Source organism: Bradyrhizobium sp. SK17, from assembly GCF_002831585.1.
GTDB lineage: Bacteria > Pseudomonadota > Alphaproteobacteria > Rhizobiales > Xanthobacteraceae > Bradyrhizobium.
The window spans coordinates 2,967,055-2,991,346 of sequence record NZ_CP025113.1 but is presented as its reverse complement, the minus strand read 5'-3'; the positions used below and the strand labels follow the sequence as shown (position 1 = coordinate 2,991,346).

24 protein-coding genes and 1 pseudogene are annotated in these 24,292 nt (G+C 63.4%); 13 read left to right on the top strand and 12 right to left on the bottom strand.

Annotated features, from left to right (window positions below; translation table 11 throughout):
- Positions 1-299: 299 nt before the first annotated feature.
- Both CWS35_RS13915 and CWS35_RS13910 read left to right on the top strand, forming a co-directional pair.
- Positions 300-971 carry a response regulator transcription factor gene (locus CWS35_RS13915; RefSeq protein ID WP_024580363.1) on the top strand — a complete coding sequence of 224 codons (672 nt, stop codon included), beginning with the start codon at positions 300-302 and terminating at the stop codon, positions 969-971.
- Entirely contained in the window at positions 971-2,416 is a 1,446-nt protein-coding gene (locus tag CWS35_RS13910; protein WP_100956330.1) for a HAMP domain-containing sensor histidine kinase, read from the top strand. The genes CWS35_RS13915 and CWS35_RS13910 overlap by 1 nt, the downstream gene beginning before the upstream one ends.
- Before the next feature lie 56 nt (positions 2,417-2,472).
- Here CWS35_RS13910 and CWS35_RS13905 read toward each other — a convergent pair whose 3' ends face one another.
- Both CWS35_RS13905 and CWS35_RS13900 read right to left on the bottom strand, forming a co-directional pair.
- Complete coding sequence (locus tag CWS35_RS13905; protein ID WP_100952226.1) at positions 2,473-2,910, bottom strand: VOC family protein; 438 nt, start codon at positions 2,908-2,910, stop codon at positions 2,473-2,475.
- 115 nt (positions 2,911-3,025) lie between these two features.
- Entirely contained in the window at positions 3,026-4,042 is a 1,017-nt protein-coding gene (locus CWS35_RS13900; RefSeq protein ID WP_100952225.1) for an alpha/beta hydrolase, read from the bottom strand.
- A gap of 216 nt (positions 4,043-4,258) precedes the next feature.
- Between CWS35_RS13900 and CWS35_RS13895 the strand changes: the two genes are divergently transcribed.
- Positions 4,259-5,785, top strand: coding sequence for an amidohydrolase family protein (locus tag CWS35_RS13895; protein ID WP_024580360.1), 1,527 nt, complete (start codon positions 4,259-4,261; stop codon positions 5,783-5,785).
- Positions 5,786-5,917: 132 nt separating this feature from the next.
- Here the strand turns inward: CWS35_RS13895 and CWS35_RS13890 are convergent, their stop codons facing one another.
- Positions 5,918-6,655: an enoyl-CoA hydratase/isomerase family protein gene (locus tag CWS35_RS13890; RefSeq protein WP_100952224.1), complete on the bottom strand. Its 738-nt coding sequence runs from the start codon at positions 6,653-6,655 to the stop codon at positions 5,918-5,920.
- Between the two features lie 132 nt (positions 6,656-6,787).
- On the bottom strand, positions 6,788-7,318 hold the full coding sequence (locus CWS35_RS13885; protein ID WP_100952223.1) for a cupin domain-containing protein: 531 nt from the start codon (positions 7,316-7,318) through the stop codon (positions 6,788-6,790).
- 158 nt (positions 7,319-7,476) lie between these two features.
- Here CWS35_RS13885 and CWS35_RS13880 point away from each other — a divergent pair, with 158 nt between their 5' ends.
- A complete protein-coding gene (locus tag CWS35_RS13880; protein ID WP_024580358.1) occupies positions 7,477-7,692 on the top strand; it encodes a CsbD family protein in 216 nt (71 codons plus the stop codon).
- 67 nt (positions 7,693-7,759) lie between these two features.
- Here the strand turns inward: CWS35_RS13880 and CWS35_RS13875 are convergent, their stop codons facing one another.
- Genes CWS35_RS13875 through ggt form a run of 3 tightly spaced genes read right to left on the bottom strand, consistent with a single transcriptional unit; the run spans position 7,760 to position 10,862 of the window.
- The gene (locus CWS35_RS13875) at positions 7,760-8,749 is read right to left on the bottom strand and encodes a D-2-hydroxyacid dehydrogenase family protein (protein WP_024580357.1); all 990 of its coding nucleotides are present in this window, start codon (positions 8,747-8,749) and stop codon (positions 7,760-7,762) included.
- 32 nt (positions 8,750-8,781) lie between these two features.
- Positions 8,782-9,222: an FKBP-type peptidyl-prolyl cis-trans isomerase gene (locus tag CWS35_RS13870; protein ID WP_371412495.1), complete on the bottom strand. Its 441-nt coding sequence runs from the start codon at positions 9,220-9,222 to the stop codon at positions 8,782-8,784.
- A 53-nt stretch (positions 9,223-9,275) separates the two neighbouring features.
- Entirely contained in the window at positions 9,276-10,862 is a 1,587-nt protein-coding gene (ggt, locus tag CWS35_RS13865; protein WP_024580355.1) for a gamma-glutamyltransferase, read from the bottom strand.
- A 179-nt stretch (positions 10,863-11,041) separates the two neighbouring features.
- On the opposite strand from ggt, the gene CWS35_RS13860 reads away from it, so the two are divergent.
- Together CWS35_RS13860 and CWS35_RS13855 are read left to right on the top strand one after the other, a co-directional pair.
- Positions 11,042-11,788, top strand: a complete 747-nt coding sequence (locus CWS35_RS13860; protein WP_100952222.1) for a rhodanese-related sulfurtransferase — start codon at positions 11,042-11,044, stop codon at positions 11,786-11,788.
- Positions 11,781-11,996, top strand: coding sequence for a SlyX family protein (locus CWS35_RS13855; RefSeq protein WP_024580353.1), 216 nt, complete (start codon positions 11,781-11,783; stop codon positions 11,994-11,996). Before CWS35_RS13860 ends, CWS35_RS13855 begins: the two co-directional genes overlap by 8 nt.
- Positions 11,997-12,029: 33 nt before the next feature.
- Here CWS35_RS13855 and CWS35_RS13850 read toward each other — a convergent pair whose 3' ends face one another.
- Both CWS35_RS13850 and CWS35_RS40080 read right to left on the bottom strand, forming a co-directional pair.
- Positions 12,030-12,608 (bottom strand): LysR substrate-binding domain-containing protein, encoded by a 579-nt coding sequence (locus CWS35_RS13850; protein ID WP_244442188.1) that lies wholly within the window; start codon positions 12,606-12,608, stop codon positions 12,030-12,032.
- 159 nt (positions 12,609-12,767) lie between these two features.
- Positions 12,768-12,917, bottom strand: a pseudogene (locus CWS35_RS40080) (LysR family transcriptional regulator); the annotation flags it as partial.
- A 395-nt stretch (positions 12,918-13,312) separates the two neighbouring features.
- On the opposite strand from CWS35_RS40080, the gene CWS35_RS13845 reads away from it, so the two are divergent.
- From CWS35_RS13845 to CWS35_RS13825, 4 genes are all read left to right on the top strand, one after another.
- Entirely contained in the window at positions 13,313-13,726 is a 414-nt protein-coding gene (locus CWS35_RS13845) for a TadE/TadG family type IV pilus assembly protein (protein WP_024580351.1), read from the top strand.
- A gap of 1 nt (position 13,727) precedes the next feature.
- Positions 13,728-15,398 (top strand): TadG family pilus assembly protein, encoded by a 1,671-nt coding sequence (locus tag CWS35_RS13840; RefSeq protein ID WP_024580350.1) that lies wholly within the window; start codon positions 13,728-13,730, stop codon positions 15,396-15,398.
- 94 nt (positions 15,399-15,492) lie between these two features.
- On the top strand, positions 15,493-15,732 hold the full coding sequence (locus CWS35_RS13835) for a hypothetical protein (protein WP_029878965.1): 240 nt from the start codon (positions 15,493-15,495) through the stop codon (positions 15,730-15,732).
- An 872-nt stretch (positions 15,733-16,604) separates the two neighbouring features.
- The gene (locus CWS35_RS13825) at positions 16,605-18,293 is read left to right on the top strand and encodes a TadG family pilus assembly protein (protein ID WP_100952221.1); all 1,689 of its coding nucleotides are present in this window, start codon (positions 16,605-16,607) and stop codon (positions 18,291-18,293) included.
- A gap of 136 nt (positions 18,294-18,429) precedes the next feature.
- On the opposite strand, the gene CWS35_RS13820 is transcribed toward CWS35_RS13825, so the two are convergent.
- A complete protein-coding gene (locus CWS35_RS13820) occupies positions 18,430-18,615 on the bottom strand; it encodes a hypothetical protein (RefSeq protein ID WP_100952220.1) in 186 nt (61 codons plus the stop codon).
- Positions 18,616-18,760: 145 nt separating this feature from the next.
- Here CWS35_RS13820 and hemE point away from each other — a divergent pair, with 145 nt between their 5' ends.
- On the top strand, positions 18,761-19,807 hold the full coding sequence (gene hemE / locus CWS35_RS13815; protein WP_024580345.1) for a uroporphyrinogen decarboxylase: 1,047 nt from the start codon (positions 18,761-18,763) through the stop codon (positions 19,805-19,807).
- Positions 19,808-19,891: 84 nt separating this feature from the next.
- Here the strand turns inward: hemE and CWS35_RS13810 are convergent, their stop codons facing one another.
- Together CWS35_RS13810 and CWS35_RS13805 are read right to left on the bottom strand one after the other, a co-directional pair.
- The gene (locus CWS35_RS13810; RefSeq protein ID WP_100952219.1) at positions 19,892-20,854 is read right to left on the bottom strand and encodes a tripartite tricarboxylate transporter substrate binding protein; all 963 of its coding nucleotides are present in this window, start codon (positions 20,852-20,854) and stop codon (positions 19,892-19,894) included.
- A gap of 8 nt (positions 20,855-20,862) precedes the next feature.
- Positions 20,863-22,386 (bottom strand): acyl-CoA synthetase, encoded by a 1,524-nt coding sequence (locus CWS35_RS13805; RefSeq protein ID WP_100952218.1) that lies wholly within the window; start codon positions 22,384-22,386, stop codon positions 20,863-20,865.
- A 121-nt stretch (positions 22,387-22,507) separates the two neighbouring features.
- On the opposite strand from CWS35_RS13805, the gene CWS35_RS13800 reads away from it, so the two are divergent.
- A complete protein-coding gene (locus CWS35_RS13800) occupies positions 22,508-23,275 on the top strand; it encodes an SDR family NAD(P)-dependent oxidoreductase (RefSeq protein ID WP_024580342.1) in 768 nt (255 codons plus the stop codon).
- Between the two features lie 68 nt (positions 23,276-23,343).
- The gene (locus CWS35_RS13795; RefSeq protein ID WP_100952217.1) at positions 23,344-24,174 is read left to right on the top strand and encodes a FadR/GntR family transcriptional regulator; all 831 of its coding nucleotides are present in this window, start codon (positions 23,344-23,346) and stop codon (positions 24,172-24,174) included.
- The last annotated feature ends 118 nt before the right edge of the window (positions 24,175-24,292 follow it).

Sequence of the window (24,292 nt, the reverse complement as noted above, 5' to 3'; positions counted from 1 at the left end):
GCTCACGCGTGCAGGTCACCAGCAGGGCGCGACGCGCCCCGGCAAGCATCTGAAATCCGGCCGCCGCGGAAGAGGTCGAGCGAGATCGACGGCGTTTCGGCGATCGCCTGACGCCCGGACGTCCCTCGATCGGGCCTCCATCGCATCATTTCCCGGCCCGGAACGGTCGACAGATCCTCGGAAAAACATCAATTGAGTCAATATACTGAGATGAAATATTGCATCTTTCCTGCCGGCCGTAATCTTATTGTAATCCGTCCGTAATGGAACAAGCCGCGTCTCATGCTTGGGAGAATACGGTGCGCGTTCTGGTCGTGGAGGATGATCCTCAGCTTGGGCCATGGCTGCAAGATACTCTGGGAGCGGCCTTCGGCTCGTCTGACATGGTCACGACGCTGGAGGAAGGCCGCGCCGCGGTGGCTGTGCGGAATTTCGAGCTCGTCGTGATTGATCGCGGACTGCCGGATGGCGATGGCTTGGCCTTGCTGCGCGACCTGAAGCAACAGAAGCCGAGCCCTGCGACGATTGTGCTGACGGCGCTCGATGATCCCATCGACATTGCCCGCGCCCTCGACGACGGGGCGGACGATTACGTGGCCAAGCCATTTGAGCCGATCGAGCTGGTTGCGAGAGCAAAGGCCGTGCTGCGGCGCCTGTTCCTGGATCGAGGAGCGGTCGTCCGGATCGGAAACCTGAGCTACGACGTGCTCAATCGCGAGGTCTGCGTCGATCAACGGCCGATCGTCGTGCCACGGCGCGAACTGGCGATTCTGGAAGCGATGGTCCGGCGCATCGGACGCGTCGTCCTGCGGGAGACGCTCGAAGTTGCGGCTTATGATTTTGACGATGAAATTCAATCGAACGCGATCGAGGCACACGTTTCGCGGCTGCGCCGACGCCTTCGCGCGGCCAACTGCAAGATCGTTATCAAGCCGGTCCGCGGCCTCGGATATCTGTTGAGTGGCGAATGATGATGTTCAAGTGGCAAACGCTCAAGCGCATCCATCGCTCGATCACGGTGCTGTCCGCGACCCTGATCGGCGCCGTGACGACCATCATGCTGCTCTGCGCGGCGGCACTGCTGATCCGGTTCGGCGGTGACGATGACGGCACCTGGGCGGCCGCCGACGTCGCCGACGCCCTGAAGGCAGCCGTCACGCGCAACGAGGCGGGGCAGCTCGCCCTCAAGCAGACCTCGAGACTGGACGAGATCATCCGCGAATTCCCGACGTTCTGGTATGTCGTCTCCGACAAGAGCGGCGAGGTCAGCTACGGCCCGGTGCCGAAGTGGCGTCCGCAAAAGACCCCGACGTCGCGCGATGGGACGAGCTTCCTCGCCTATGCGATCGATGGCGAAACCACCAAGCTGAAGAAGATGGCCGCGGTCCGGAATACGCCAGTCGGCGAGGTGTGGATCGAGACCGGCGGCGTCGCCTATACGGCAACCCAACTGACGCTCGGCGCGCTCACCGATGCGACGATCGTCGCGCTTCCGATCATCCTCGTCCTGGCGGCGACGGCGTTTGCCGCCATGGTGTTCGTGCCGACGCTGATCGCGCGGCCGGTTCGAGCGGTGGCCGCCGCCGCGGAGATGATCGACGGGGTTTCGGATGGCCGCCGGCTGCCGGAAGACAATGCGCCGGCCGAATTGTTGCCGCTCGTCGTGGCCTTCAATCGCGCACTGTCACGAATTGACGTTGCTTCGAGAGCGCAACGGAATTTCCTGTCCAACGCCGCACACGAGCTCCGTACGCCGCTGACCAATGCGCGCACCATGCTCGAGCTGGTCCAGGATTCTCCGCTGCGCGCCAGGCTCATCGCCGAGAACCAGAAGCTGTCGTCGATCGTCACCATGCTGCTTCAGCTGGCGCGCATCTCGGTCGAACCTGCCGAACTGATGGAGATGGATCTTGCCGCGCTTGCGCGCAGGGTCGCAGCCGAACACGTGCCGATGGCGCTGAACAATGGAAGCGACATCGAGTTCACCGAGCCTGGTCACCCGATCCGGGTGCGCGGCTCGGAAGCCGCGATCGCCGTCGCGCTCTCGAACCTGATCCGGAATGCCGTGACCCATGGCAGCGCGGGCGGCTCCGTCCTGATCAAGGTCGAAGCACCGGCGCGGCTGAGCGTCATCGACTTCGGGTCCGGCCTCCAGCTTGGCCAGCCCGAGCTTCTGCTCGAGCCGTTCAAGCGTGGAAACACCCATGCGGAAGGGACGGGACTGGGGCTTTCAATCGTTTCCCAGGTGATGACCACCCATAACGGCACCGTTTCCCTTTGCGAGACGCCGGGAGGCGGAACCACGGTCGAGCTGAACTTCCCACCCCTCGTCTGTCAGCCGTCGGACTTGCCTCCAGGGAAACGAGCCACCGACGCCATCACCGATGCTCGCACCAACAGCGTCCCCGCTGCCTGAGATCTCGCGCCGGACCACAGGCAGGGTGACACCTCGAACTCCTGGTCGACCAGCGATCAGGCGGTCGCCGCGGCGGACTGCGCCTTCATCGCAGCCTCGACGTCCATCCACATCACTTCCCAGACGTGACCGTCGGGGTCCTCGAAGCTGCGGCCATACATGAAGCCGTAATCCTGCTTCGGCGACGGATCGGCGGTGCCGCCCGCACCCTTCGCTCTGGTCAGATAGCCGTCGACTGCGTCGCGGCTGTTGGCCGACAGGCAGATCAGCACCTCGCTGGTGGCCTTGCCGTCGGCGATCTTCTTCGGCGTGAACTGGCGGAATTTGTCATGGGTCAGCAGCATGACGTGGATGGTTTCGGAGATCACCATGCAGGAGGCGGTGTGGTCGGAGAATTGCGGGTTCTTGGTCGCGCCGATCGCTTCGTAGAACGCGGTGGCGTGGGCGAGGTCGCTGACCGGCAAGTTGACGAAGATCATCGTGGGATTGGCCATCAAAGGCGCTCCTGTTTGCGTGGTTATACCCGGAGGACGAACCACATGGCCGGCTCCCGACAACGCGACAGTGATTCTTCCTGGATTTTTGTGCGGCGTCCTGCCGCACGCCGCCTCAGGTCACGATCGGCGCCGGCATCGTCAAGAACGCCCGGGTCACGTGCCAGAACAGCTCCCGATTGACGGCGAGCGCCACCGAATGCGCGGTGCCGGGCAAGATGACGAACTGCCGGTCGCCGTTCGGCAGCTTGTTGAAGAACTCCTCGAGATCAGGCACCGCCGCGATCCCGTCATACTCGCCGCGAACCAGCAGCACCGGCGCCAGCACCTTCTCCGGATGCACCACCGGCAGATTGGCCGTCATGTCGAGATAGGTGCCGGTCGGAATCTGGTCGCCGAACTGCATCTCGACATCGGCCAGCGCTTCCATCACGTCGGGATCGGATGTGCCGGGCTTGTCACGGGTCGCGATCGAGCGGATCATGTCGCGATCGCGCTTGCGCATGTTGTGACTGCGATAATAGGCAAGCTGCTCGGCGCGTTTCGCAAGCGTCGGCGAGCCCTCGCCCTTGTAGGTGAAGGCGGCGAACACCAGCCGGTCGATCCGCTCGGGCGAGGCCATCGCGAACGCACCAGCACGCAGCGCGCCGGAGGATTCACCGACGAAATGGTACCTGGTCTGCCCGGTCTCGCGCGCGATCACCTCGACCGCGGCTTTCAGGTCCTCGACGCCGCTGGCGATGTCGGCATTGCCTGAGGTGCGGCCTGACTTGCCGTAGTTCTCGTGATCCATGGTCCAGCAATCGAAGCCGTAGCGCGCAAAGACATTAAGCAGCGAATACTCGCCCTTGCCTGGCACCGTGAGGTCGAACGCCCGCGATGTCACCGACGAGCCGTGGACGAAGAACACCACGGGCCGCGCCGGCTCGCCCGGCTTTGGCGCGCCGATCCGCTTGCGGAACATCCATAGCGGGACGTCGCCCTTCTTCGCCCAGTATTCGTTGCTCCATATTTGTCCCTCGGTTGGAATCGGGGTTGCGGCCTGCACCGGCGCTGCGCCGAACGCACCGGCAGCTGTTGCAACGCTGATGCCCTTGATGATGGTGCGCCGCGAATGGTCGGAATGCGTCATTGCCTGCTCCCTTCCGGATTTCTTCGGCCGATCCGGTGCGCTGGAGCATAGCAGCGCCCATGTCCGGTGGCGCGACGCCCGCATCTCGCGATCGCTGATCCGATGCACGATTTTGTGAATGCCAATACCGGCGATCGACGCGGACGACCGGCTGACTTGGTCCTAGTCTCCACGGCGGTCCGACCGGAAAAATCCGGCGAAAAGCGGGAGCAAAGAATGAGCAGCAACCTGACCGATGAAGAACTTGCCGCCTTGATGCCCTCCGAACTGTGCCAGTACCAGACGCCGATCCCGACCCAGATCGTCTCCAGCGACGAGTTCTATCCCGACCCGCAGAACGAGCGACAGCGCGAGGTCGAGGCGCGGTTGCTCGCGATGGCCGACGATCTCGGCGGCAAGCAGGGTCTCGACCGCCGCAGGTTCTTCCAGACCGCGGCCGGCATGGCCGCCTCCTTTGTCGCGATGAACCAGGTCTACGGCGAGTTGTTCGACGTGACGCCGGCGGAAGCCGCGACGCCCGCGATGGCGCAGGATCGCGCCAACGCCCTGAAGGACCAGTTCATCATGGACATGCACACGCATTTCCTGCGCGACGACACCCGCATCATGGGCTTCGTCGAAATGCGCAAGGCGGTCGGCAAGGCCGGCTGGAACAAGGAGCTCAACGACCACGAGCAGACCATCGAGGATCTCAAGTTCAACAACTACAAGAAGGAGATGTTTCTCGATTCCGACACCAAGATCGCGCTGATCTCCTCGGCGCCGTCGGATATCGAGCAGGACTGGTTCCTGACCAACGAGCAGATGGCCGACGCGCGCAAGAAGATCAACGACGAGGCCGGCTCGCGGCGGGTGTTCTGTCATGCGATCTTCACGCCGGGGCAGCCCGGCTGGCTCGACAAGCTCGACGCAGCGCTGGCCTTGAAGCCGGAATCCTGCAAGGGCTACACGATCGGCGACAACACTCACAAGGAGATCAGCCGCTACCCTTGGCGGCTCGACGACGAGAAGGTCGCCTACAAGGGCTACGAGAAGATGGTGAAGGCGGGCATCAAGAATGTCTGCATCCACAAGGGACTGTTCCCGCCCGGAATCGAGAAGCAATATCCGAATCTGCGCGGCTTCGCCGACGTTGCCGATGTCGGCCAGGCCGCCAAGGACTGGCCGCAGCTCAACTTCGTGATCTATCACTCGGCCTATCGCCATGTCGGCGGCGATCCGCGGGTCGCACTCGCCGAGTTCGAGCGCACCGGCCGGATTGCATGGACGTCCGATCTCGCCGACATCCCGGCGCAGTACGGCGTCAACAATGTCTATGGCGATGTCGGGCAGTTGTTCGCGACCACGCTGGTCGCCGAGCCCAATGTCTGCGCCGCGCTGATGGGCACGCTGATCAAGGGGCTCGGCGTCGACCATGTCTGCTGGGGCACCGATGCGCTGTGGACCGGCGCGCCGCAATGGCAGATCGAGGGCCTGCGTCGGCTGGAGATCCCCGAAGTGATGCAGAAGAAGTTCGGCTATGCGCCGCTCGGTGCTGCCGACGGGCCGGTGAAGACCGCGATCTTCGGCGACAACAACGCCCGGCTCTACAACATCCAGCCGAAACGCGCGATGCTCGACATCAAGGGCGACCGCTTCGCGATGATGAAGGCGCGGTATGACAAGGCCGGCCCCGAGCCGTCGCATACGCGCTACGGCTACGTGGTGCCGAGCGGGACGATCGATCACCGGGTGTTTGTGTAAGGCTCTCCACACGTCATTCCGGGACGACGCGTAGCGTCGAGCCCGGAATCCATCGGGCCGCAACAAATGCTGCGAAATGGATTCCGGGCTCTCGCTTCGCGAGCCCCGGAATGACGGGGAGAGAAGACCTTCCTATCTCCCCGTGAACCTCGGCGTCCGCTTCTCTGCGAACGCCTTGACTCCTTCCTTGAGATCGTCGCTGTCCCGCACTTCGTCGAGCAGCCGTCGCACGTCGGCGACGGTTTCCAGCGGCCCCTTCGGCATCGCTTCACGGGCGAGCTTCTTCAGGGCGCGGACCACGAGTGGGGCGTTTGCCGCGATCTTGGCGGCCATCTGCTGCGCCATCGCGACATGCTGGCCTTTTGGCGCGACCTTGTTGACGAAGCCGATCTGCCAGGCGCGCTCCGCGGACATTTCCTCTCCGACTAGGAGAAACTCCATGGCGATCTTGTGCGGCATCCGCGCCATCACCGACGAGACGCCACCAGCCGTCGTGCCGATCTTTCCCTCCGGATAGATGAACCGGGTCGTCTCGGATGCCACGCACAGATCGGCCATCTGGACCAACACGAAGGCCCCGCCAACCACCCAGCCCGAGGTCGCTGCGATGACCGGCTTGTCCAGCTCGACGCCGAGGCCGGGCACCGCGTGCCACATGTTGACGGGAAGATCGGCGACATCGGCGCCGACTGAGAAATACTTCTCTTCCGCGGAAGCCAGCACCGCGACGCGATCATCGCCATCGCGGAAGCGCAGCCACGCATCGCGCAGCTCGCTGCACAGCGCATTGTTCAGCGCATTGTGCTTTTCGGTGCGCGCCATCGTGATGGTGGCGACGTGATCCGCGCTCTCGTAACGAACGAGCGTCATGCTGGCCTCCCTGCTTTGTTGTCATTCCGGGGCGACGCGCAGCGTCGAGCCCGGAATCCATTCATCCACCAACGCTGCGGCCCGATGGATTCCGGGCTCTCGCTTCGCGAGCCCCGGAATGACGAGGCTCCATTATTTCTTCTCGTCAGGGTGCCGGTGCACCGGGTCGACCCACAACACGTTCTCCGGCTTCTCGACCGGCTCGATGTCGAGATTGATCGCGACCGCCTCGCCGTCGGAGCGCACCAGCACGCATTCCAGCACCTCGTCCGGACTGGCGTTGATCTCCTGGTGCGGCACGTAGGGCGGCACGAAGATGAAATCGCCGGGACCGGCTTCCGCGGTGAATTGCAGCTTCTCGCCCCAGCGCATCCGCGCCTTGCCCTTCACGACGTAGATGATGCTTTCAAGATGGCCGTGATGATGCGCACCGGTCTTGGCGTCCGGCTTGATGCTGACGGTGCCCGCCCACAATTTCTGCGCGCCGACGCGCGCGAAATTGATCGCGGCCTTGCGGTCCATGCCGGCGGTCGACGGCACGTTCGGGTCGAGCTGGTTGCCGAAGATCACGCGGACGCCGTCGTGCTTCCAGCGCTCGTCGTCGTGATGGTGGTGATCATGGGAATGATCGTGGGAATGGGTGTGATCGTGGGAACCGGTCATCGTTCTTGCTTTCGGTGCTCAAGTTTTCGTGCACGGAACGCTAGCGAAAACCAGGCCTCCACGCGAGCAGAAAATCGGAACCATCGTCGTCAGCCGGACGTTGTCTTGGCGAAGTCAGGAAGTCTTGGCTAAGTCAGGAACATCAGAGGGAGACAGTGATGAGCAGCACCACCGACAAGATCAAGGGTACCGCGAACGAGGCGATGGGCAAGGCCAAGCAGAAGATCGGCGAGGCCACCGGAGACCGGAAAATGCAGGGTGAAGGCGCGCTCCAGGAGGCCAAGGGCAAGAGCCAGAAGGTGCTGGGCGACGCCAAGGATATTGCCAGGGATGCGGTCGACAAGGCCACCGGCGCGGCCAGCCACAAGCACTGATCTCTTGCGCGATCGAGTACCGAGAGGACCGGCCCGTCGGGCCGGTCTTTTTCGTGCCGCTTATCGGCTAGCTGTGCGGACGCGCATGCGATAGCACGTCCGGATTGACCACGTTGGTCGGCGCGCCGGCCGCGTAGGCCACGATCTGGTCGAAGATATCGGTGAACTGGATCTCGTATTCGTCGCGCGACACGTAGCCGAGATGCGGGGTGCAGACCACATTGTCCATATTGAGCAGCGGATCCGACGTGTCGCGTAGCGGCTCCTTCTCGTAGACGTCGATTGCCGCCATGCCCGGCCGGCCGGCGCGCAGTGCATTGACCAGCGCGCCGGGCTCGATCAGCGGCGCGCGGCTGGTATTGACGATCAGTGCAGTCTGCTTCATCCGCGCGAGGTCTTCCGCCTTGACGATGCCGCGCGTCGCGTCGACCAGCCGCATGTGCAGCGACAGCACGTCGCAGCGGGCAAAGAAATCCGCCTTGCTGGCTGCGGTCTCATAGCCATCGGCGCGCGCCTTCGCCAGCGCGGCCTCGCGCGCCCAGACCAGCACGTTCATGCCGAACGCCCTGCCGTAGCCCGCGACCACCGCACCGATGCGGCCGTAGCCATAGATGCCGAGCGTCTTGCCGCGCAGCGTATGGCCGACGCCGATCTGCCACTTGCCCGCCTTCAGCGCCGCCATCTGCTGCGGGATCGCGCGCATCGCCGCGAGGATCAGGCCCCAGGTGAACTCAGCGGTCGCATAGGACGGCGTATCGGCATGCTGGCTCGACGACACGATGATGCCGAGCCGCGTGCAGCTATCGATGTCGATATGCGGATAAACGCTGCGCTGGCTGATCAGCTTCAGCTTCGGCAGCCGTTCGAGCAGCGGCGTGCGGATCTGGGTGCGCTCGCGGATCAGCACCAGTGCGTCGGTGTCGCGCAGCCGCTCGGCGAGCGCATCGACGTCCTGGACGTGATCGTTCCAGACCTTGACGTCAAAGCCGTCGAGCTTGCGGAAGCAATCGAGGGTGCGCAGCGTGTCGAAATAATCATCGAGGATCGAGATCTTCATCGCTGCGCCTCCTCTTTTCCTGTTGTCCGGCGTTACTTCACGCCCAGCAGCTCGACGTCGAACATCAGCGTGGCATTCGGCGGGATCACGCCACCGGCGCCCCGCGCGCCATAGCCGAGGTCCGGCGGGATGATCAGGGTGCGCTTGCCGCCGACCTTCATGGTGGCGACGCCCTCGTCCCAGCCCTTGATCACGCGCCCCTGGCCGATCGGAAACTCGAACGGTTCGTTGCGGTCGACCGAGGAGTCGAACTTCTTGCCCTTCTGGCCGTTCTCGTAGAGCCAGCCGGTGTAGTGCATGACGCAGGTCTGACCGGTCTTCGGCGAGGCGCCGGTGCCGACCTTGCTGTCGATGATCTGGAGACCTGAGGCTGTCGTCATGGGCTTTCCTGCCGTTTGCGCTGTTGCCGTTCCGCCGGCAACGGACGTGGAGACTGCCGCCGCAAGGCCGGCAAAGGCAGTCTTGATGATCATACGTCGTGAAGATTGCATCCCGGACGTCCTTCCTTGATTGATGTCGATGCCGATCAGTAGCCGAGTGCGCAGCCATCCTTGCGCGGATCGGAGCCGCCGGTCAGCGTGCCCTTGTCCCAGTCGATCCAGATGCCCTGGCCGCCGCCGAGCGGCGCGACCACGCTGGTGGTCTTGTGGCCGATCTTCTTGAGGCCCTCTACGATCTCCGCGGGCACGCTGTCCTCGAGCTGGTAGACGCCCTCGTAATGCAGGCCGCGCGGCATGTCGATCGCCTCCTGCACGTCGCAGCCATAATCCAGCATGTTGGTCAGCACGTGGGTCTGGCCGACCGGCTGATATTGCCCGCCCATCACGCCGAACGACATCACCGAGCGGCCGTTTTTGGTCGCCAGCGCCGGAATGATGGTGTGCAGCGGACGCTTGCCCGGCGCGATGCAGTTCGGATGGCCGGGCTGGATGCGGAAGCCGCCGGCGCGGTTCTGCAACAAGACGCCGGTCTTGTTGGAGACGATGGCCGAGCCGAAGGAATGCGCGATCGAGTTGATGAAGGAGCAGACGTTGCGATCCTTGTCGACCACGGTGATGTAGACCGTCGACGGATTCATCGGCGGCGCGACGTTCGGCAGGTCGAGCAGCCCGTCCATCCTGATGTTCTTGATGTGCTCGTCGGCGAATTCCTTCGACAGGATGCCGGCGACGTCGACATGGGCATGCTGCGGATCGCCGATATGCTGCTCGCGCATCATATAGGCGATGCGCGCCGCCTCCGCCTCGAGATGGAAGCGCTCGACGCTGAGTGGCTTGAACTTCGTCAGGTCGAAGCGCGACAGGATGTTGAGCATCACGAGCATGGTGATGCCCGGGCCGTTCGGCGGGCACTGCCAGACGTCATGGCCCTTGTAGATGGTGCCGATCGGCGCGGTCGTCTCGGTCGAGTGCGCGGCAAAATCCTCCAGCGTATGCAGGCCGCCGATGCCGCGCAGCGTGTCGACCATGTCGGCGGCGATCTCGCCGCTGTAGAAGGCGTCGCGGCCCTTCTGCGCGATCGCGCGCAGCGTCTTGCCGAGCTCGGGCTGGCGGATCACGTCGCCGGCCACCGCGGGCTTGCCGTGCGGCAGCAGATAGCGCTCGGTGTTGGTGCCGTTCTTCAGCTTCTCGAAGCCGTTCTTCCAGTCGAATGCGATGCGCGGGGCGACAACATAGCCCTCTTCGGCCGCCTTGATCGCAGGCTGTAGCAGCCGGTCGAAGCCGAACTTGCCGTGATCCCTGAGGATCACGTCCCACGCATCGATCGCGCCGGGAATGCTGACGGCATGCGCCGAGGTCAACGGCACCGAATGGATGTTGCGTTCGAGGTACCACTCTGCGGTGGCCGCCATCGGCGCCCGGCCGCTGCCGTTGTAGGCGGTGATCTTGCCTTCGCCCTTGGGCTGGATCAGGGCAAAGCAGTCGCCGCCGATGCCGGTCGATTGCGGCTCGATGACGCCGAGCAACGCACAGGCCGCGACCGCCGCGTCGGCAGCCGTGCCGCCCTCGCGCATCACCTCGATGGCCACCAGTGCCGCCTCCGGATGCGAGGTTGCCACCATCGCGTTCTGGGCATGGACCGTGGAACGGCCGGCGAAATGGAAATTCCTCATAACGAAGCGCTCGCTCGATTGTAATATTTTGTCGCTGCTGCGGCGGATGCCAAGTAGATGCGGAGTACATGGCACATTCATCCCCGGCAGGGCAATGGCTGGCATGCCAGAGGAATTATCCCGATAACGCATGGCTTTGCGGGGTTTCGCCGGCCTGACCGGCCTGATACACCCCCGCCATGCCGCTCAAGGTCGCCGCCTTCTACCAGTTCGCCGCGCTGCCCGATTTCCGCGCGCTGCGCGAACCGCTGCGCGCGCTTTGCGCACGCCTCGATCTCAAGGGCAGCGTGCTGCTCGCCCATGAGGGCATCAACGGCACCATTGCCGGCACCGAGCAGGCCATCACCAGCTTCGTCGCGGAGCTCAGGCATGGAGCGCTGTTCGGCGGCCGCCTCGACAACCTCGAACTGAAATTCTCCGAAGCCGCGCAGATGCCGTTCCAGCGGCTCAAGGTCCGGCTGAAGAAGGAGATCGTGACGCTCGGAGACACCACGGTCGATCCGACGCGACAGGTCGGCACCTATGTCGACGCCGTCGACTGGAACGAACTGATCGCATCACCCGGCGTGCTGGTGCTCGATACCCGCAATGCATTCGAGGTCGCGATGGGCACGTTCGAAGGCGCGGTGGATCCCGGGATCGCGAGCTTCGGTCAATTCAAGGATTTCGCCGCGCGCCATCTCGATCCCACGACGCACTGCCGGATCGCGATGTTCTGCACCGGCGGCATCCGCTGCGAGAAAGCCAGCGCCTATCTGCTCGCGCAGGGCTTCGCCGAGGTCTATCACCTCAAGGGCGGTATCCTGAAATATCTCGAGGACACACCGGCGCAGGACAGTCGCTGGCGCGGCGATTGCTTCGTGTTCGACGAACGTGTCGCACTCGGCCACGGCTTGCGCGAACGCGGGAGTGCCGCCCATGAATGACGCGACACGACTGAGCGAGCGGATCGACGCGCTGGAGGTCCGCCTGACCTACCAGGACGAAACCATCGAGACGCTGAACCAGACCATCACGGCCCAGTGGAAGCAGATCGACGCGCTGACGCGCCAGATCGCCGAACTGCGCGACCGGCTTCAGGAAGCCGAACGTCACGCGCCAGGCCCCGTCAGTGAACGCCCACCACACTATTGATCGGCGCCGCCGGCATGCCGCGGCACCGATCATCTACATGTTGCTCACCTGACGCATCGGCTTCGCGCCGCTGAAGAACAGGCTGGACAACCGCTGCACCATCGCCGTCGCACGGCTTCCTTCGAGGCCGGGACGAACGCACAGCAAGCGCTTCTGCGTCGGGAGTTCCGGAAGATAGTAGTCCTTTGCCGAAATCAGCGAGGACGGGATCATCCGCTCGGGACACGCCGTCAGGCCGTATCCGGCCCGTGCGGCTTCCAGTCGCAACTGGTGGTTCGGGCTCCTGAACACGATCTTGTACGAGATGTTGTGCTTGGTGAGCGTCCGGATCATCCAGTCGTCGCCGGGCCACGCCAGGATCGGAATTGGGGCGCCTGGTCGCAGAACAAAATCGCGTGATCGTACCCACACCGAACGCTCATCGGCCTCGGCGGCGATCGTCACCTCGTCTTCCATCTCGAGCGAAGGGTTGCTGTAGACGAACGCGATGTCGATGTAGCCGTCGATCAATCCTCTGATGACGATCGGTGACATGTCGGCGTGGACCAGCATGTCGGCCAGCGCGTCGGCTGGATGGAGCTTGAGGAACTCCTCGGCGAGCATCGTGCTCATTCCCAGCCGCAGCGGCTGGGGACCTTCATGATTGCCGCCGAGTCGAAGCAGTTGATCGTTCGCTTCGAGGATCCGCCTTGCCTGCTGCACGGCGACTTTGCCGAGATCAGTCGTTGTGGTGCCGTTTGCCGTTCTGACGAACAGTGCGCCACCAACCAGGCTTTGCAGTCGCTTGACCTGCGAACTGATCGCCGGCTGACTCAGGCCGAGACGCTCGCCGGCCTTCGAAAGACTTCCCGTCTCTGCAATCGCAACGACGGTACGAACAATCTCGGTAGGAATATTCAGATGCTGACGTGGTCTGTGCATCGCGAGCCCTCCAATCTCAGCACGGGACGCAGTTGAGTTCTCCAGTATGTGATTCAGCTATACTAACATTTGGTTGCACTTTCGTTTAGCTTCAATTCGTTTCTATGAGGCAGTAGTTGCGCTTCATATGTATTGTTACGTGCATTGCCACGTAGAGCTACGGTATCGGACTGGTGCATATGCACATGCGCGCAGCACTTCTGCAGCATCGTCCCCGCAATTCTGCGGATGGGATATCAACAATTTTGATCGCCCCATAAGTCATCGCGCGTCCGATAAATTCTAGTGCGGTCATTCGTCCGAATTGACGTGACTGATTCGCGGAAGCGTTTTCATAGTTTTCCTTAATCAAAGCCTCGCAACGTGGCGCCACCGTTTGCGTTTCGAGGTGTGCCATGACCAGGTTCTTTCGTTGTCGAAGCGGCGCTTCTGCTGTCGAATTCGCACTTATGCTGCCGCTGTTTCTCGCTTTCATTTTCGGCATTATCGTATTCGGCTCGTATCTCGCGATGGTGCATGGCGTTCAGCAGCTCGCCGCCGAAGCGGCGCGTTCGTCTGTCGCCGGAATGACCAACACCGAGCGCAACAGCCTCGCGACGAGCTACGTTGCCGCCAACGCCTCCACCTATCCGTTGCTCGTTCCTGGCAATCTCACGGTGAGCGCCGCGCCTTCGCCATCGAACGCGAACGTCTACGTCGTGACGGTCAACTACAACGCGGCCGGCAATTTCATCTACCAGCTACCTTTCGTGCCCGCCCCGGCGAGCACCATCGTCCGCTCGGCGGCGATCCAGTACGGAGGGTTCTAGCATGACCGGCATCCTCACGCTGATGCGGCGCTTCGGCGCGGATGAGCGCGGCAACTTCGCGATGATCAGCGCCGGCCTGATGACGCTCGTCATCGGGTGCGCCGCGCTTGCGGTCGATCTCGGCTCGATCTTCGCCGATCGGCGCAAGACGCAGAGCACCGCCGACCTCGCCGCGATCGTCGCGGCCGCCAACCTGAGCAACGCCACCAATGCCGCGACCGCGACGGTGACCCAGAACAACTATCCGGCCAGCGCGCTGGTCAGCGTTCAACTCGGGACCTACACGGCGAACCCCGCGATAGCGCCGCAGTCCCGTTTCGTGACCCCGGCGGTCGGCACCGCAAACGCTGCACGGGTCACGCTGAACACCCAGACCCCGCTCTATTTTGCGCGCTACTTCACCGGCTCGAACAGCTTCACCATCAAGACGACTGCGACGGCGACGTCCACCGCCATGGCCTCCTTTGCCATCGGGTCGCGGCTGCTCTCGCTCAATGGAGGCGTGCTCAACGCGATGCTCGGCGGCATGCTCGGCACGACGCTTTCGCTCTCGGTGATGGACTACAATGCCCTGGTCGGCGCCCAGATCGACGCACTTACCTTCCTCACCGCGCTGGCAACGCGCGTCAACATGACCGGTGTGACCTACAACACCCTGCTGACCAGCAACATCAAGGTCTCCGACATCATCGCTGCTGCGCTGTCGGCGCAGCAGACCACCAATGGCGCGACCGCCGCGACGACGGCGCTGTCGACGATCTCCCAGGCCGTCAACAGCGTCACGACCAAGATCACGCCCGGCTCGCTGATCGATCTCGGCCCGTTCGACGACCTCACGGTGGGGCAGAGCCCCAAGCTCAGCGCCGTGGTATCGGTCTTCGACCTGCTGTCCGCGACGGCACAACTTGCCAACGGCACCAACCAGATCGCGACGTCGGTCAATCTCGGCTTGCCCGGCATCGCCAACGTGTCGGTACTCGCGACCGTCGGCGAACGGCCGGTTGGGTCCGGCTGGGTGCAGTACGGTGCCCAAGGCGTCAGCGTCCACACCGCGCAGACCCGGTTGCTGGTATCGGTTCAGGTGCTCGGCAGCGGCCCGGTTTCGGCCATCAACCTACCGATCTATGTCGAAATTGCCTCTGGCACCGCGACACTCAACGCTGTGACTTGCGGCTATCCCAACATCAACACCTCGCAAGTCACGCTCGGGGCCACTCCAGGGATCGTCAATGCGTGGATCGGCGCCGTCACCCCCGCCGACATGACCAACTTCACGACCTCGCCCAACCCGCCTCCGGCGACACTGGTCAATCTCGGCCTCGTTACGGTCACCGGTCTTGCAAACGCCTACATGGGCAACACGACGCCGACTAACGTCAACTTCAGCTATAGCGACATCCAGTCGCTGAACATGAAGACCGTGACGACCACCAACTTCACGTCGTCGCTGACATCGAGCCTGCTCGGCAATCTGGCCCTCAACGTCAATGTCATCGGGCTCGGGATTCCGATCCCGGGCCTGGGTGCGACCGTGGCCGGCATCCTGAGCGGCGTCACGAGCCCGGTCGATCAGGTATTGGCCTCCCTGCTTGCGACCCTCGGCGTGAGTATCGGCCAGGTCAATCTGTGGGTGATGGGCATCCGCTGCGACGGCGCAGTGCTGGTGAACTAGGGGAATGATCGCGACGGAAATGACAACGGGGTAGGAGACTGCCGTGAGCACAACAATAAAAAAATACAAGACCGACAGCCAACGAACGATTCTGATGAAGCGCGGAACACTCTTCTTCCGCGACACCAGCGTCGGATGCCTGGTGCTCAACATCTCGACCGCCGGCGCGGGCCTCGCCGTGGAAAGCGACGTCGCAATCCCGTTCGCGTTCGACCTCGAGATCGAGAGCGAGCCGATCCGGCGGCACTGCATTCTGGTCTGGCGCCTCGAGCGCCGGCTCGGCGTGACCTTCGAGTTTGACCGGATGCAACGGCCCGAGACGGGGCCGATCTAACGGCCTGACCGTCATTCGACGAGCAAGATCTGTTCGGAGACTGCTCTGCGCTGCCTCGAGTGGTGCTCTGGATCGCGACCGATGGCGATGCAGTCATCTGACGCAACATCGCGTTGCGCTTGCTGTGGCTCGGGCCGCCGCCTGTTGGCCGCGCGTGGGATGCGCCTCGCCTCGCTCCACGGCTGCCGCTGAACCGCTGCTCCGGATCAGATCTCGCAGGCCGCGTCATGGATTCCAGTTGAATTCGTGGTTAGCGCGACGCTGCGGCAAAGCAGCCAATCGTCCAGACTGGATTCAAGCCTTGCTAAGGCCGGACGAACCGAAATGACCTGATCAGACACCAACGCGGCAGCGACGGCGCGCCATATGCGCGGTTGCGTGCTCTCGCTACGGGGCACGATGGTATCGGGCGGTCGAATTCGTCCGTATACGCCGCACATCGCCCCGATTTGAGCGGACGCCGCATCATCGAATTTTGATCACCCCATAAGGAACGGTGCCACCATCCGCGCGGATCGCCGCCGCCGTTTGGCGAATGTGTTTCTATAGTTTTCCTTAATCCGCGGGCCAGCAACATTCGCTCACAGGTTGTGTTTCCAGGTGCGCAATGTACAGGTTCCTCCGCAGTCAATGCGGCCCGTCGGTCCCCAAGTCAGTCCTGACCCGGTCGCTGTTTCTCTCCGCCATCCCCAGCATCCTCATATTCGGCTCCTGCGTGGCGATGTTGCGCGCCGCTCTGCCGCTCGCTGCCGGGGCGACGCATTTGTCGATCGCAAGATCGAACAACTGCGAGCGCGGCACCCTCCGTTTCATGGCTCCGCGGCCAGACACCGTCATCCGCATGGCGCAAGACCAACGCGGAGGATACTGAGATGGCGCGATTGCTCGATCTGTTGCGGCACTTCCGCACCGATAACCGGGCCAGCTTCGTGGTGATGACCGCCGGCCTGATGACACTCATGATCGGCTGCGCCGGGCTGGCGGTCGATCTCGGCACGATCTTCGCCGACCGGCGCAAGACGCAGAGCACAGCCGACCTCGCGGCCATCGTCGCCGCCGCCAACCTGAACAACGCGGTCAACGCCGCCACCGCGACCGTCGTGCAGAACAAGTATCCGGCGAGCGCGGTCGTCAAGGTCGAGACAGGGACCTACACGGCCAACGGCGCGATTGCGCCACAGGCCCGTTTCGTGACCCCGGCTGTCGGCACCGCCAACGCAGTGCGCGTCACGCTGAACACCCAGACCCCACTCTTTTTCGCGCGGTATCTGACCGGCCAGCGCAGTTTCACCATCAAGGCAACCGCCGTCGCCAGCACGACGGCGGCGGCGTCGTTCTCGATCGGATCGAGGCTGCTTTCAGTCAATGGCGGTGCGCTCAATGCGCTACTCAGCTCGCTGCTCGGCACCTCGATATCGCTCTCGGTGATGGACTATAACTCCCTGATCAGCACCAAGATCGACGCGCTGGATTTCCTCCAGGCGCTCGCGACGCGGGTCAATCTGACCGTGGGAACCTATGACACCCTGCTGAAGGCCAACATCAAGGTCGGCGACATCATCGCGGCCGCCTTGTCGACGCAGCAGTCCACCAACGGCGCGAGCGCAGCGACCACGGCGCTGTCATCGATCTCGCAGGCCGTCGCCAGCAGCCCGGCCAAGCTTGTGACCGGCAAGCTGATCGATCTCGGCCCCTTTGCCAATCTCACGGTGGGGCAGAAACCGCAGATCGGCGCCAACGTGTCGATCTTCGACCTGATCAACGCGGTCGCGCAGATCTCCAACGGCACCCATCAAGTCGCAACCAACATCGACCTCAATTTGCCTGGCCTCGCGCAAGTAGCGGTGTACGTCACCATCGGCGAACGGCCGGTCGGCTCGAGCTGGGTGCAGTTCGGGACCCAGGGCGTCAGCCTCCACACCGCCCAGACCAGGCTGCTGGTATTGGTCAAGGTTCTCGGCACCGGCAGCGTCTCGCTGATCAAGCTGCCGATCTATGTCGAAGTGGCATCGGCCACCGCGACACTCAACGCGGTGTCCTGCGGCCGTCCGGACATCAGCACGTCGCAGGTCACGCTCGGGGTGACACCTGGGATCGTCGATGCATGGATCGGCGATGTCGGCGTCGCCGAAATGAACGACTTCACACGCAAGCCGAATCCGCCGCCGGTGAAGCTGGTCGATCTCGGCAACCTCCTCACGATCAGAGCGCTCGCACATGTCGGCATTGGCAACACCACGCCGACCAGCGTCAATTTCAGCTACAGCGACATCCAGGCGGGAATCAAGAAGACGGTGACGACGAGCAACTTCCTGTCGTCGCTGGTCGGGAACCTGCTTGGTGACCTCGATCTCAAGATCTATCTGCTCGAGGTCCCGCTGACGCTGCTGGACACGGTCCTCTCGGGCGTTCTGAATCTCGTTAAGGGCATCCTGATCGGTGTCACGGCCCCGCTCGATCAGGTGCTGTCCAATCTGCTCTCCACGCTCGGCATCGGGATCGGCCAGGTCGACACGTCGGTGATGGGCATTCGCTGCGACGGTGCGGTGCTGGTGAGCTAGAGCATGATCCGGAAAAGTGCGAAGCGATCTTCCGAAAAGATCATGCGCAAGCAAGAAGCTAAAGCGAGCTGACGATTCGACCTGATCTCATCTCGCTTTGGCGGAACGATCGCGACGCGAAGCCCCAACCGGAATTCTATTTGTCCCGACCGCCGTCGTGCTTCGTCGGTGCCGGCTGCGTGACGCTGACCGGATCAGAGGCCGGGAAGGTGTCCTCCAGCCCCTCCTTGAGGCGGGAATGCGCCTTGCGGTCGGCGGCCTGTGCCTCGCGCGGCGTGTCGGCATGCTTGTCATGCGCGGCTGGGTCGAATTTCTCGGCCATCCATCCCTCCGTTTCGGTCCGTTGCCCGCGGACAACGCGCCCAGACAACGCCTCCATGCGAACGGGGGTTCCAGAACCGCCTTGGCCCATTGCGTCGCAGCGTGTATCAGGGGCGCAAATCTGACCGTGACCAGGAACTTGCCGCGTGCCCCAGGATGCCACCAAGAAGCCGCTCATCGAGGTCCTGTCCGGCCGCCGGCAGGACGTGCCGCCGCTCTGGATGATGCGGCAGGCCGGCCGTTACCTGCCGGAATATCGCGAGCTGCGCGCCAGGGCCGGCGGTTTTCTGGATCTCTGCTTCACGCCCGAATTCGCGGCCGAGGTCACGTTGCAGCCGATCCGCCGGTTCAACTTCGACGCCGCCATCATCTTCTCCGACATCCTGGTGATCCCCTACGCGCTCGGCCGCTCGGTCCGCTTCGAGGCCGGCGAAGGGCCGCGGCTCGATCCGCTGGCGACGCCTGGCGAGATCGCAACGCTGGCCACGCGGGCCAATTTCGACAAGCTCGAGCCGGTGTTCGAAGCCCTGCGCCGCGTACGCCGCGAGCTTGCGCCCGACATCGCGCTGATCGGCTTCTGCGGCGCGCCATGGACGGTTGCGACCTACATGGTGGCCGGACAGGGCACGCCGGATCAGGCGCCCGCCCGCCTGCTCGCCTATCGCCATCCGGACGCCTTCGCTGGGATCATCGACGTGCTGGTCGAGAACTCGATCGACTATCTCGTCGGCCAACTCAAGGCCGGCGCGGATTGCTTGCAGATCTTCGACACCTGGGCCGGCGTGCTGCCGCCCCGCGAATTCGCCCGCTGGTCGATCGAGCCGACCCGGCGCATCGTTGCCGGGGTACGCCAGCAGGTCCCCGGTGCCAGGATCATCGGCTTCCCGCGCGGCGCCGGCGGCATGCTGCCGGCCTACATCGAGCAGACCGGCGTCGATGCCGTCTCGATCGATTGGGCAACCGAGCCGTCGATGATCCGCGAGCGCGTCCAGGGCCGCGTCGCCGTGCAGGGTAATCTCGATCCGCTGGCGCTGATCACCGGCGGCGCCGCGCTCGACCGCGCGGTGGACGACGTGCTGGAGAATTTCGGCAAGGGGCGGATGATCTTCAATCTCGGTCACGGCATCCTGCCGGAAACGCCGATCGCCCATGTCGAGCAGATGGTCGCGCGGGTGCGCGCGTATAAGGGGTGAAGCCACCTCCTTCACGCCCCGCCGGGTGCGCGCGGCCAAAACATCGAAAACAACCCCATGCAAAGGAGCCGGGCGGCTACCGTCCTATATGCTGATATTGAATTCGCGGATCACGGACGCCCAGCGCTTGACTTCGTCGTCGACAAATCCGGCAAAATCGGTGACGTCGCTCATTTCCTCGAACCCGAGGTCGAGCAGCTTGGAATTCACGTCTGGAAGCGCGACAATCTCCCGCAGTTCCTTGCTCAATCGAGCCGCGACGGCCTTTGGCGTGGCTGCGGGGGCAAAGAAGCCGCTGAAGCCGGTCAGCCCCAGCACGGGAAATCCCGCCTCGTCGAATGTCGGGATAGCCGGATACCGCTTCATCCGCGACGGGTTAGCGATTGCTAGCGTTTGTGCCTTTTCGTCTTGAGCCAACGCACCGCCGACCGAAACAAAGGCGCTATCCACTTCGCCGGAAAGGATCGCGGTCAGTGCCGGGGCCTCGCCGCGATAGGGCACCTGCAAGAGCTTGATGCCCGTGTTCTTCATCAGCACCTCGCCGATGATATGCGCGCTCGAGCCGAGGCCGTAGGTTCCGTAACTCAGTGGTTTCGCGCTGCTGCGCGCCTTCTCGACGAAGTCCCGCAAAGTCGCGACGCCGAGGGTCCTGGGCACGATGAACGCGATCGGCAGGCGGCCGAGAGGCGCCAATGGCAGCAGATCGGACATCTTGTAGGACGGTAATTTGTGCAGCGAGACGTTCTGCACGATCGAGCTCATCGTGGAGAGAACGGTGTAACCGTCCGGCTCCGCGCCCGCCACAGCGCTTGCCGCGATCATGCCGTTGGCACCCGGCTTGTTTTCCACGATGACGGACTGGCCCAACCGCTGGGCCATGCGATCGGCGACCACCCGCGTCAAGCCGTCCATCACGCCGCCGGGTGGCAGCGGCACCACGATCTTGATCAGCCGACTGGGCCAGGCGGGCGTCTCAGCCAGCGCAGGGGTCGAAACAAGGGCTGCAATGCCGGCTGCGCCCTTCATAAGTGCCCGTCGCGTGATCATGGTCCCTCTCAGATCTGCGTCGACCGCCCGGCCCAGAACGGTTCGCGCAGCTTTCGTTTGAAGATCTTTCCGCTCTCTTCGCGCGGCAGCGTGTCGTGGAAAACAACTTCGCGCGGCACCTTGAACACTGCGAGGCGCTGGCGAACAAAATTCCTGACCTCGTCCTCGCTCAGTGCTGCGCCCGCGTCGCGCTGAACGGCAGCATAGATGCGCTCACCGAACTCATCGTCGGGAATGCCGAAGACCGCGCAGTCGTGGACGCCCGGACAACTCTGAAGCACCCCTTCGATTTCGGCAGGATAGATGTTCACCCCGCCCGAGATGATCATGTCCCGCTTGCGATCGTTGAGGAACAGATAGCCGTCGGTATCGAGGTATCCGACGTCACCGCACGTGATCAGCCCGTCGATTTCGACGGAGCGACGATCATCGTCACGGCCGTGATAGTTGAAATCAGGATAGGCCGGTGAACGCGCGTAGATTTCGCCGCTGACGCCCGGCGGCTGCTCGCGACCGTTCTCGTCAAATATCTTGATTGTGCCGCCGGGAGCGACGCGCCCCACGGTGCCGGGTCGCGAAAGCCAGTCGTGCGACGTGCAGACAGTGGCGATGCCGGTCTCGGACCCGCCATAGGTCTCGACCAGGACCGGCCCCCACCACGCGATCATGGCGCGCTTGATGTCGGGCGGGCACGGCGCACCCGTGTGCAACACCAGTTCGAGCGAAGACACGTCGTATTTGCGGCGGACGTCTTCCGGAAGCTTGAGCAGCCGCACAAAGAATGTCGGCACCATCACGAGTGTCGTCAAACGATGGCGATCGATCTGCCGAAGCAACTCTTCGGGGTCGAAGCGCGACGACAACACGACGACGTCAGCCATCGCCAGGCCTTGCCGTGCAAACGCGTTGGGCGAGGCGTGATAGAGCGGTCCGCCGACATATGAACGCATGCCGTCGCGACAGCCATAGACGATCCGAAACAGATCGCGCATCGCCTTGGCCTGCTCGGGCGTTGCCGGCGCTCGCCGAACGCCTTTTGGGCGACCCGTGGTCCCTGACGTGTAGATCCACGACGTTCTCGGGGGTTGCGCCGGCTTGTCCCACTCGGCATGCGCGGCCAGCCACCGGTCCCAGTCGATATCCGTGTGCGGCGCGGCGACAAGCGGGTTGACGTCTGGAGAGTCTGGAGCCTGCACGACAAGTACCGCGCATCCCGCGGGAATGACGTGACGCACCGGATCGAGCAAATGGGAATGGACGACAAGCACCTTCGGCTTCGAGTCGCCCAGCATGTAACTGATTTCGTCCGGGCTTGCGTGCCAGTTCAGCGGTACGGCATAGGCGCCGATGATATTCGCTGCATGGGTAGCTTCGAGGAAGGCAAAGTCGTTTCGCAGCAACAGGGCGACGGCGTCATTTTCGCGCACCCCGAGCCCGGCAAGTCCGCAGGCCGCCCGGCGTGCACGCGCCAGAAGCTCGGCTTTCGAACGGACGCGTTCGCCAACAATGACGGTCGCAGTGTCGTTTTCCATCTTCCCCCCGCCAGCAGGTTCTACGTCCGGCTTGACATCGACTTCGATATAATGGTCTTACCATTAAATCAATAGTCCAATCGATCAATGATTGGCCGGCAAGACGCGAAGGAAGCACGCCATGCGCAACATCGTTTCTCTGGAAGGAAAGACTGTCGTCGTGACCGGCGCCGGCCAAGGCATCGGTCGCGCGACGATCAAACTGGCAAGGGAGCTCGGCGCCAACGCGGTTGCCATCGACCTCAACCGCGACACTCTGTCGACCTACGACGCGTCCGACCGCCAGTTGATGACGATCACCGGCAGCGTGACCGATGAGGCCTTCGCAACCGACGCGGTCGAGAAGATCGTCCAGCGGTTCGGTGCGATCCACGGCCTCGTCAACAACGCCGGCATCACCCGGCCGGCGATGTCGGAGAAGATGACGCTTGCGCAATGGAATGCCGTCATCGAAGTGCATCTGACCGGCGCGTTTCTCTGGACCCAAGCCGTGGGGCGCACCATGCTGAAGCGTGCAAAGGGCGGCGAAACCAATGTCGGCTCCATCGTCAACATCTCCTCTGACGCGGGCCGTGCCGGCTCGATGGGCCAGATCAACTATGCCGCCGCCAAAAGCGGCATGCTGGGCATGACGATGACATCGGCCAAGGAGTGGTCGAAGTTCGGCATCCGAACCAATTCCGTCTGCTTTGGCGTGGTCGAAACGCCGATGACCGAAACAATCCGGGGCGACAAGTTTCGCGAGGGAATACTGGCTCGCATTCCCATGGGTCGCTGGGCCCAGCCTGAAGAGGTCGTACAGCCGGTGTGCTTCCTGCTCTCGGACGCGGCCTCCTACATCACCGGCCAGCACTTGGCGGTGAACGGGGGTTTCCACATTTCCATCTGATCAACCGGCGGAAACCCTTGCAAAGCACTCGGCGGAGGCTGAAGAAGACCTACCATCAGGGATGACTCATGCCGCAACAGCGATCCAGATCGACGCAGCGCGCCGCCGGCAGGCGCGCGGCAAGTCCATCGGCATCAGAAGCGGCCGACCGCATCGGGGCACGGGCAGCCGGCGGGCCGTTTCGCCCCGTCAAGACGCGCCGTATCTTCGAAGAGATCAGCGACGCCATTCGCGACAAGCTGGTCACCGGAGAACTGAAGGCCGGTGACCGCTTGCCGTCCGAACGCGAGCTTTCGGAAATGCTCACTGTCAGCCGCACCGCGCTGCGCGAAGCCATCCGAAGTCTCGAGATAGCCGGCATCGTCGAATTGAGAAAGGGAAGCAAGGGCGGAGCGTTCATCACCAAAAGCGGCGCCGGACAGGTCACCCGCACGTTCCGCGATATGCTCGACTTCGGCCACGTTTCCCTCGCCACGCTGCTGGAGGCTCGGTTGCTGGTGATGGACGCAGTGGTACGCGCAGCATGCGAGCGCGCCAGTGGCGCGGACATCGAGGAGTTGAGCAGGAACGTGACCGAAACGATCGAGTTGACCCGGCAGGGACGCTATGAGGAACGTACGCTGAAGGCGGTGGAGTTCAGCACCTTGCTCGCAAACTCGACCGGAAACCAGGTCATGTCGGCGATTCTGGAAGCGATGGCATCCGTGATCCGCCACTTTGTCCTGATTGCCGGACCGCCGGCCCATGACCCCGTGATCGCCTCACGCCTGAAGCTGATCGAGCAGATCAAAGCGAAGGACACCAAGGGCGCGTGTGAGACGATGCACCGCTATCTGACCAAGCTCAACGCCCATCTGTTGAACGCCGAGCAAGCCAAGCTCCGCAGCGATGCGCGCTGACGTTCACGGTTGCCCGCCTGATTGATCGATTCCACGGCAGCCCAGCGAGCTGGTGATGCCGCAGCACATCCGAAGCCACAAGGCGCTCGGCAATTGCTCCTCGATCCCGGTGTGACGG

Bases quoted from the DNA above. Each gene is read 5' to 3' on its own strand.
- CWS35_RS13810 (WP_100952219.1), bottom strand. From the start codon at position 20,854: ATGATCACGCGACGGGCACTTATGAAGGGCGCAGCCGGCATTGCAGCC.
- CWS35_RS13795 (WP_100952217.1), top strand. From the start codon at position 23,344: ATGCCGCAACAGCGATCCAGATCGACGCAGCGCGCCGCCGGCAGGCGC.
- CWS35_RS13845 (WP_024580351.1), top strand. From the start codon at position 13,313: ATGACCAGGTTCTTTCGTTGTCGAAGCGGCGCTTCTGCTGTCGAATTC.
- ggt (WP_024580355.1), bottom strand. From the start codon at position 10,862: ATGAGGAATTTCCATTTCGCCGGCCGTTCCACGGTCCATGCCCAGAAC.
- CWS35_RS13870 (WP_371412495.1), bottom strand. From the start codon at position 9,222: ATGATCATCAAGACTGCCTTTGCCGGCCTTGCGGCGGCAGTCTCCACG.
- CWS35_RS13825 (WP_100952221.1), top strand. From the start codon at position 16,605: ATGGCGCGATTGCTCGATCTGTTGCGGCACTTCCGCACCGATAACCGG.
- CWS35_RS13840 (WP_024580350.1), top strand. From the start codon at position 13,728: ATGACCGGCATCCTCACGCTGATGCGGCGCTTCGGCGCGGATGAGCGC.
- CWS35_RS13855 (WP_024580353.1), top strand. From the start codon at position 11,781: ATGAATGACGCGACACGACTGAGCGAGCGGATCGACGCGCTGGAGGTC.
- CWS35_RS13900 (WP_100952225.1), bottom strand. From the start codon at position 4,042: ATGACGCATTCCGACCATTCGCGGCGCACCATCATCAAGGGCATCAGC.
- CWS35_RS13885 (WP_100952223.1), bottom strand. From the start codon at position 7,318: ATGACCGGTTCCCACGATCACACCCATTCCCACGATCATTCCCATGAT.
- CWS35_RS13875 (WP_024580357.1), bottom strand. From the start codon at position 8,749: ATGAAGATCTCGATCCTCGATGATTATTTCGACACGCTGCGCACCCTC.
- CWS35_RS13895 (WP_024580360.1), top strand. From the start codon at position 4,259: ATGAGCAGCAACCTGACCGATGAAGAACTTGCCGCCTTGATGCCCTCC.
- CWS35_RS13905 (WP_100952226.1), bottom strand. From the start codon at position 2,910: ATGGCCAATCCCACGATGATCTTCGTCAACTTGCCGGTCAGCGACCTC.
- CWS35_RS13820 (WP_100952220.1), bottom strand. From the start codon at position 18,615: ATGGCCGAGAAATTCGACCCAGCCGCGCATGACAAGCATGCCGACACG.
- CWS35_RS13800 (WP_024580342.1), top strand. From the start codon at position 22,508: ATGCGCAACATCGTTTCTCTGGAAGGAAAGACTGTCGTCGTGACCGGC.
- CWS35_RS13860 (WP_100952222.1), top strand. From the start codon at position 11,042: ATGCCGCTCAAGGTCGCCGCCTTCTACCAGTTCGCCGCGCTGCCCGAT.
- CWS35_RS13805 (WP_100952218.1), bottom strand. From the start codon at position 22,386: ATGGAAAACGACACTGCGACCGTCATTGTTGGCGAACGCGTCCGTTCG.
- CWS35_RS13910 (WP_100956330.1), top strand. From the start codon at position 971: ATGATGTTCAAGTGGCAAACGCTCAAGCGCATCCATCGCTCGATCACG.
- CWS35_RS13880 (WP_024580358.1), top strand. From the start codon at position 7,477: ATGAGCAGCACCACCGACAAGATCAAGGGTACCGCGAACGAGGCGATG.
- CWS35_RS13835 (WP_029878965.1), top strand. From the start codon at position 15,493: ATGAAGCGCGGAACACTCTTCTTCCGCGACACCAGCGTCGGATGCCTG.
- CWS35_RS13890 (WP_100952224.1), bottom strand. From the start codon at position 6,655: ATGACGCTCGTTCGTTACGAGAGCGCGGATCACGTCGCCACCATCACG.
- CWS35_RS13850 (WP_244442188.1), bottom strand. From the start codon at position 12,608: ATGAGCACGATGCTCGCCGAGGAGTTCCTCAAGCTCCATCCAGCCGAC.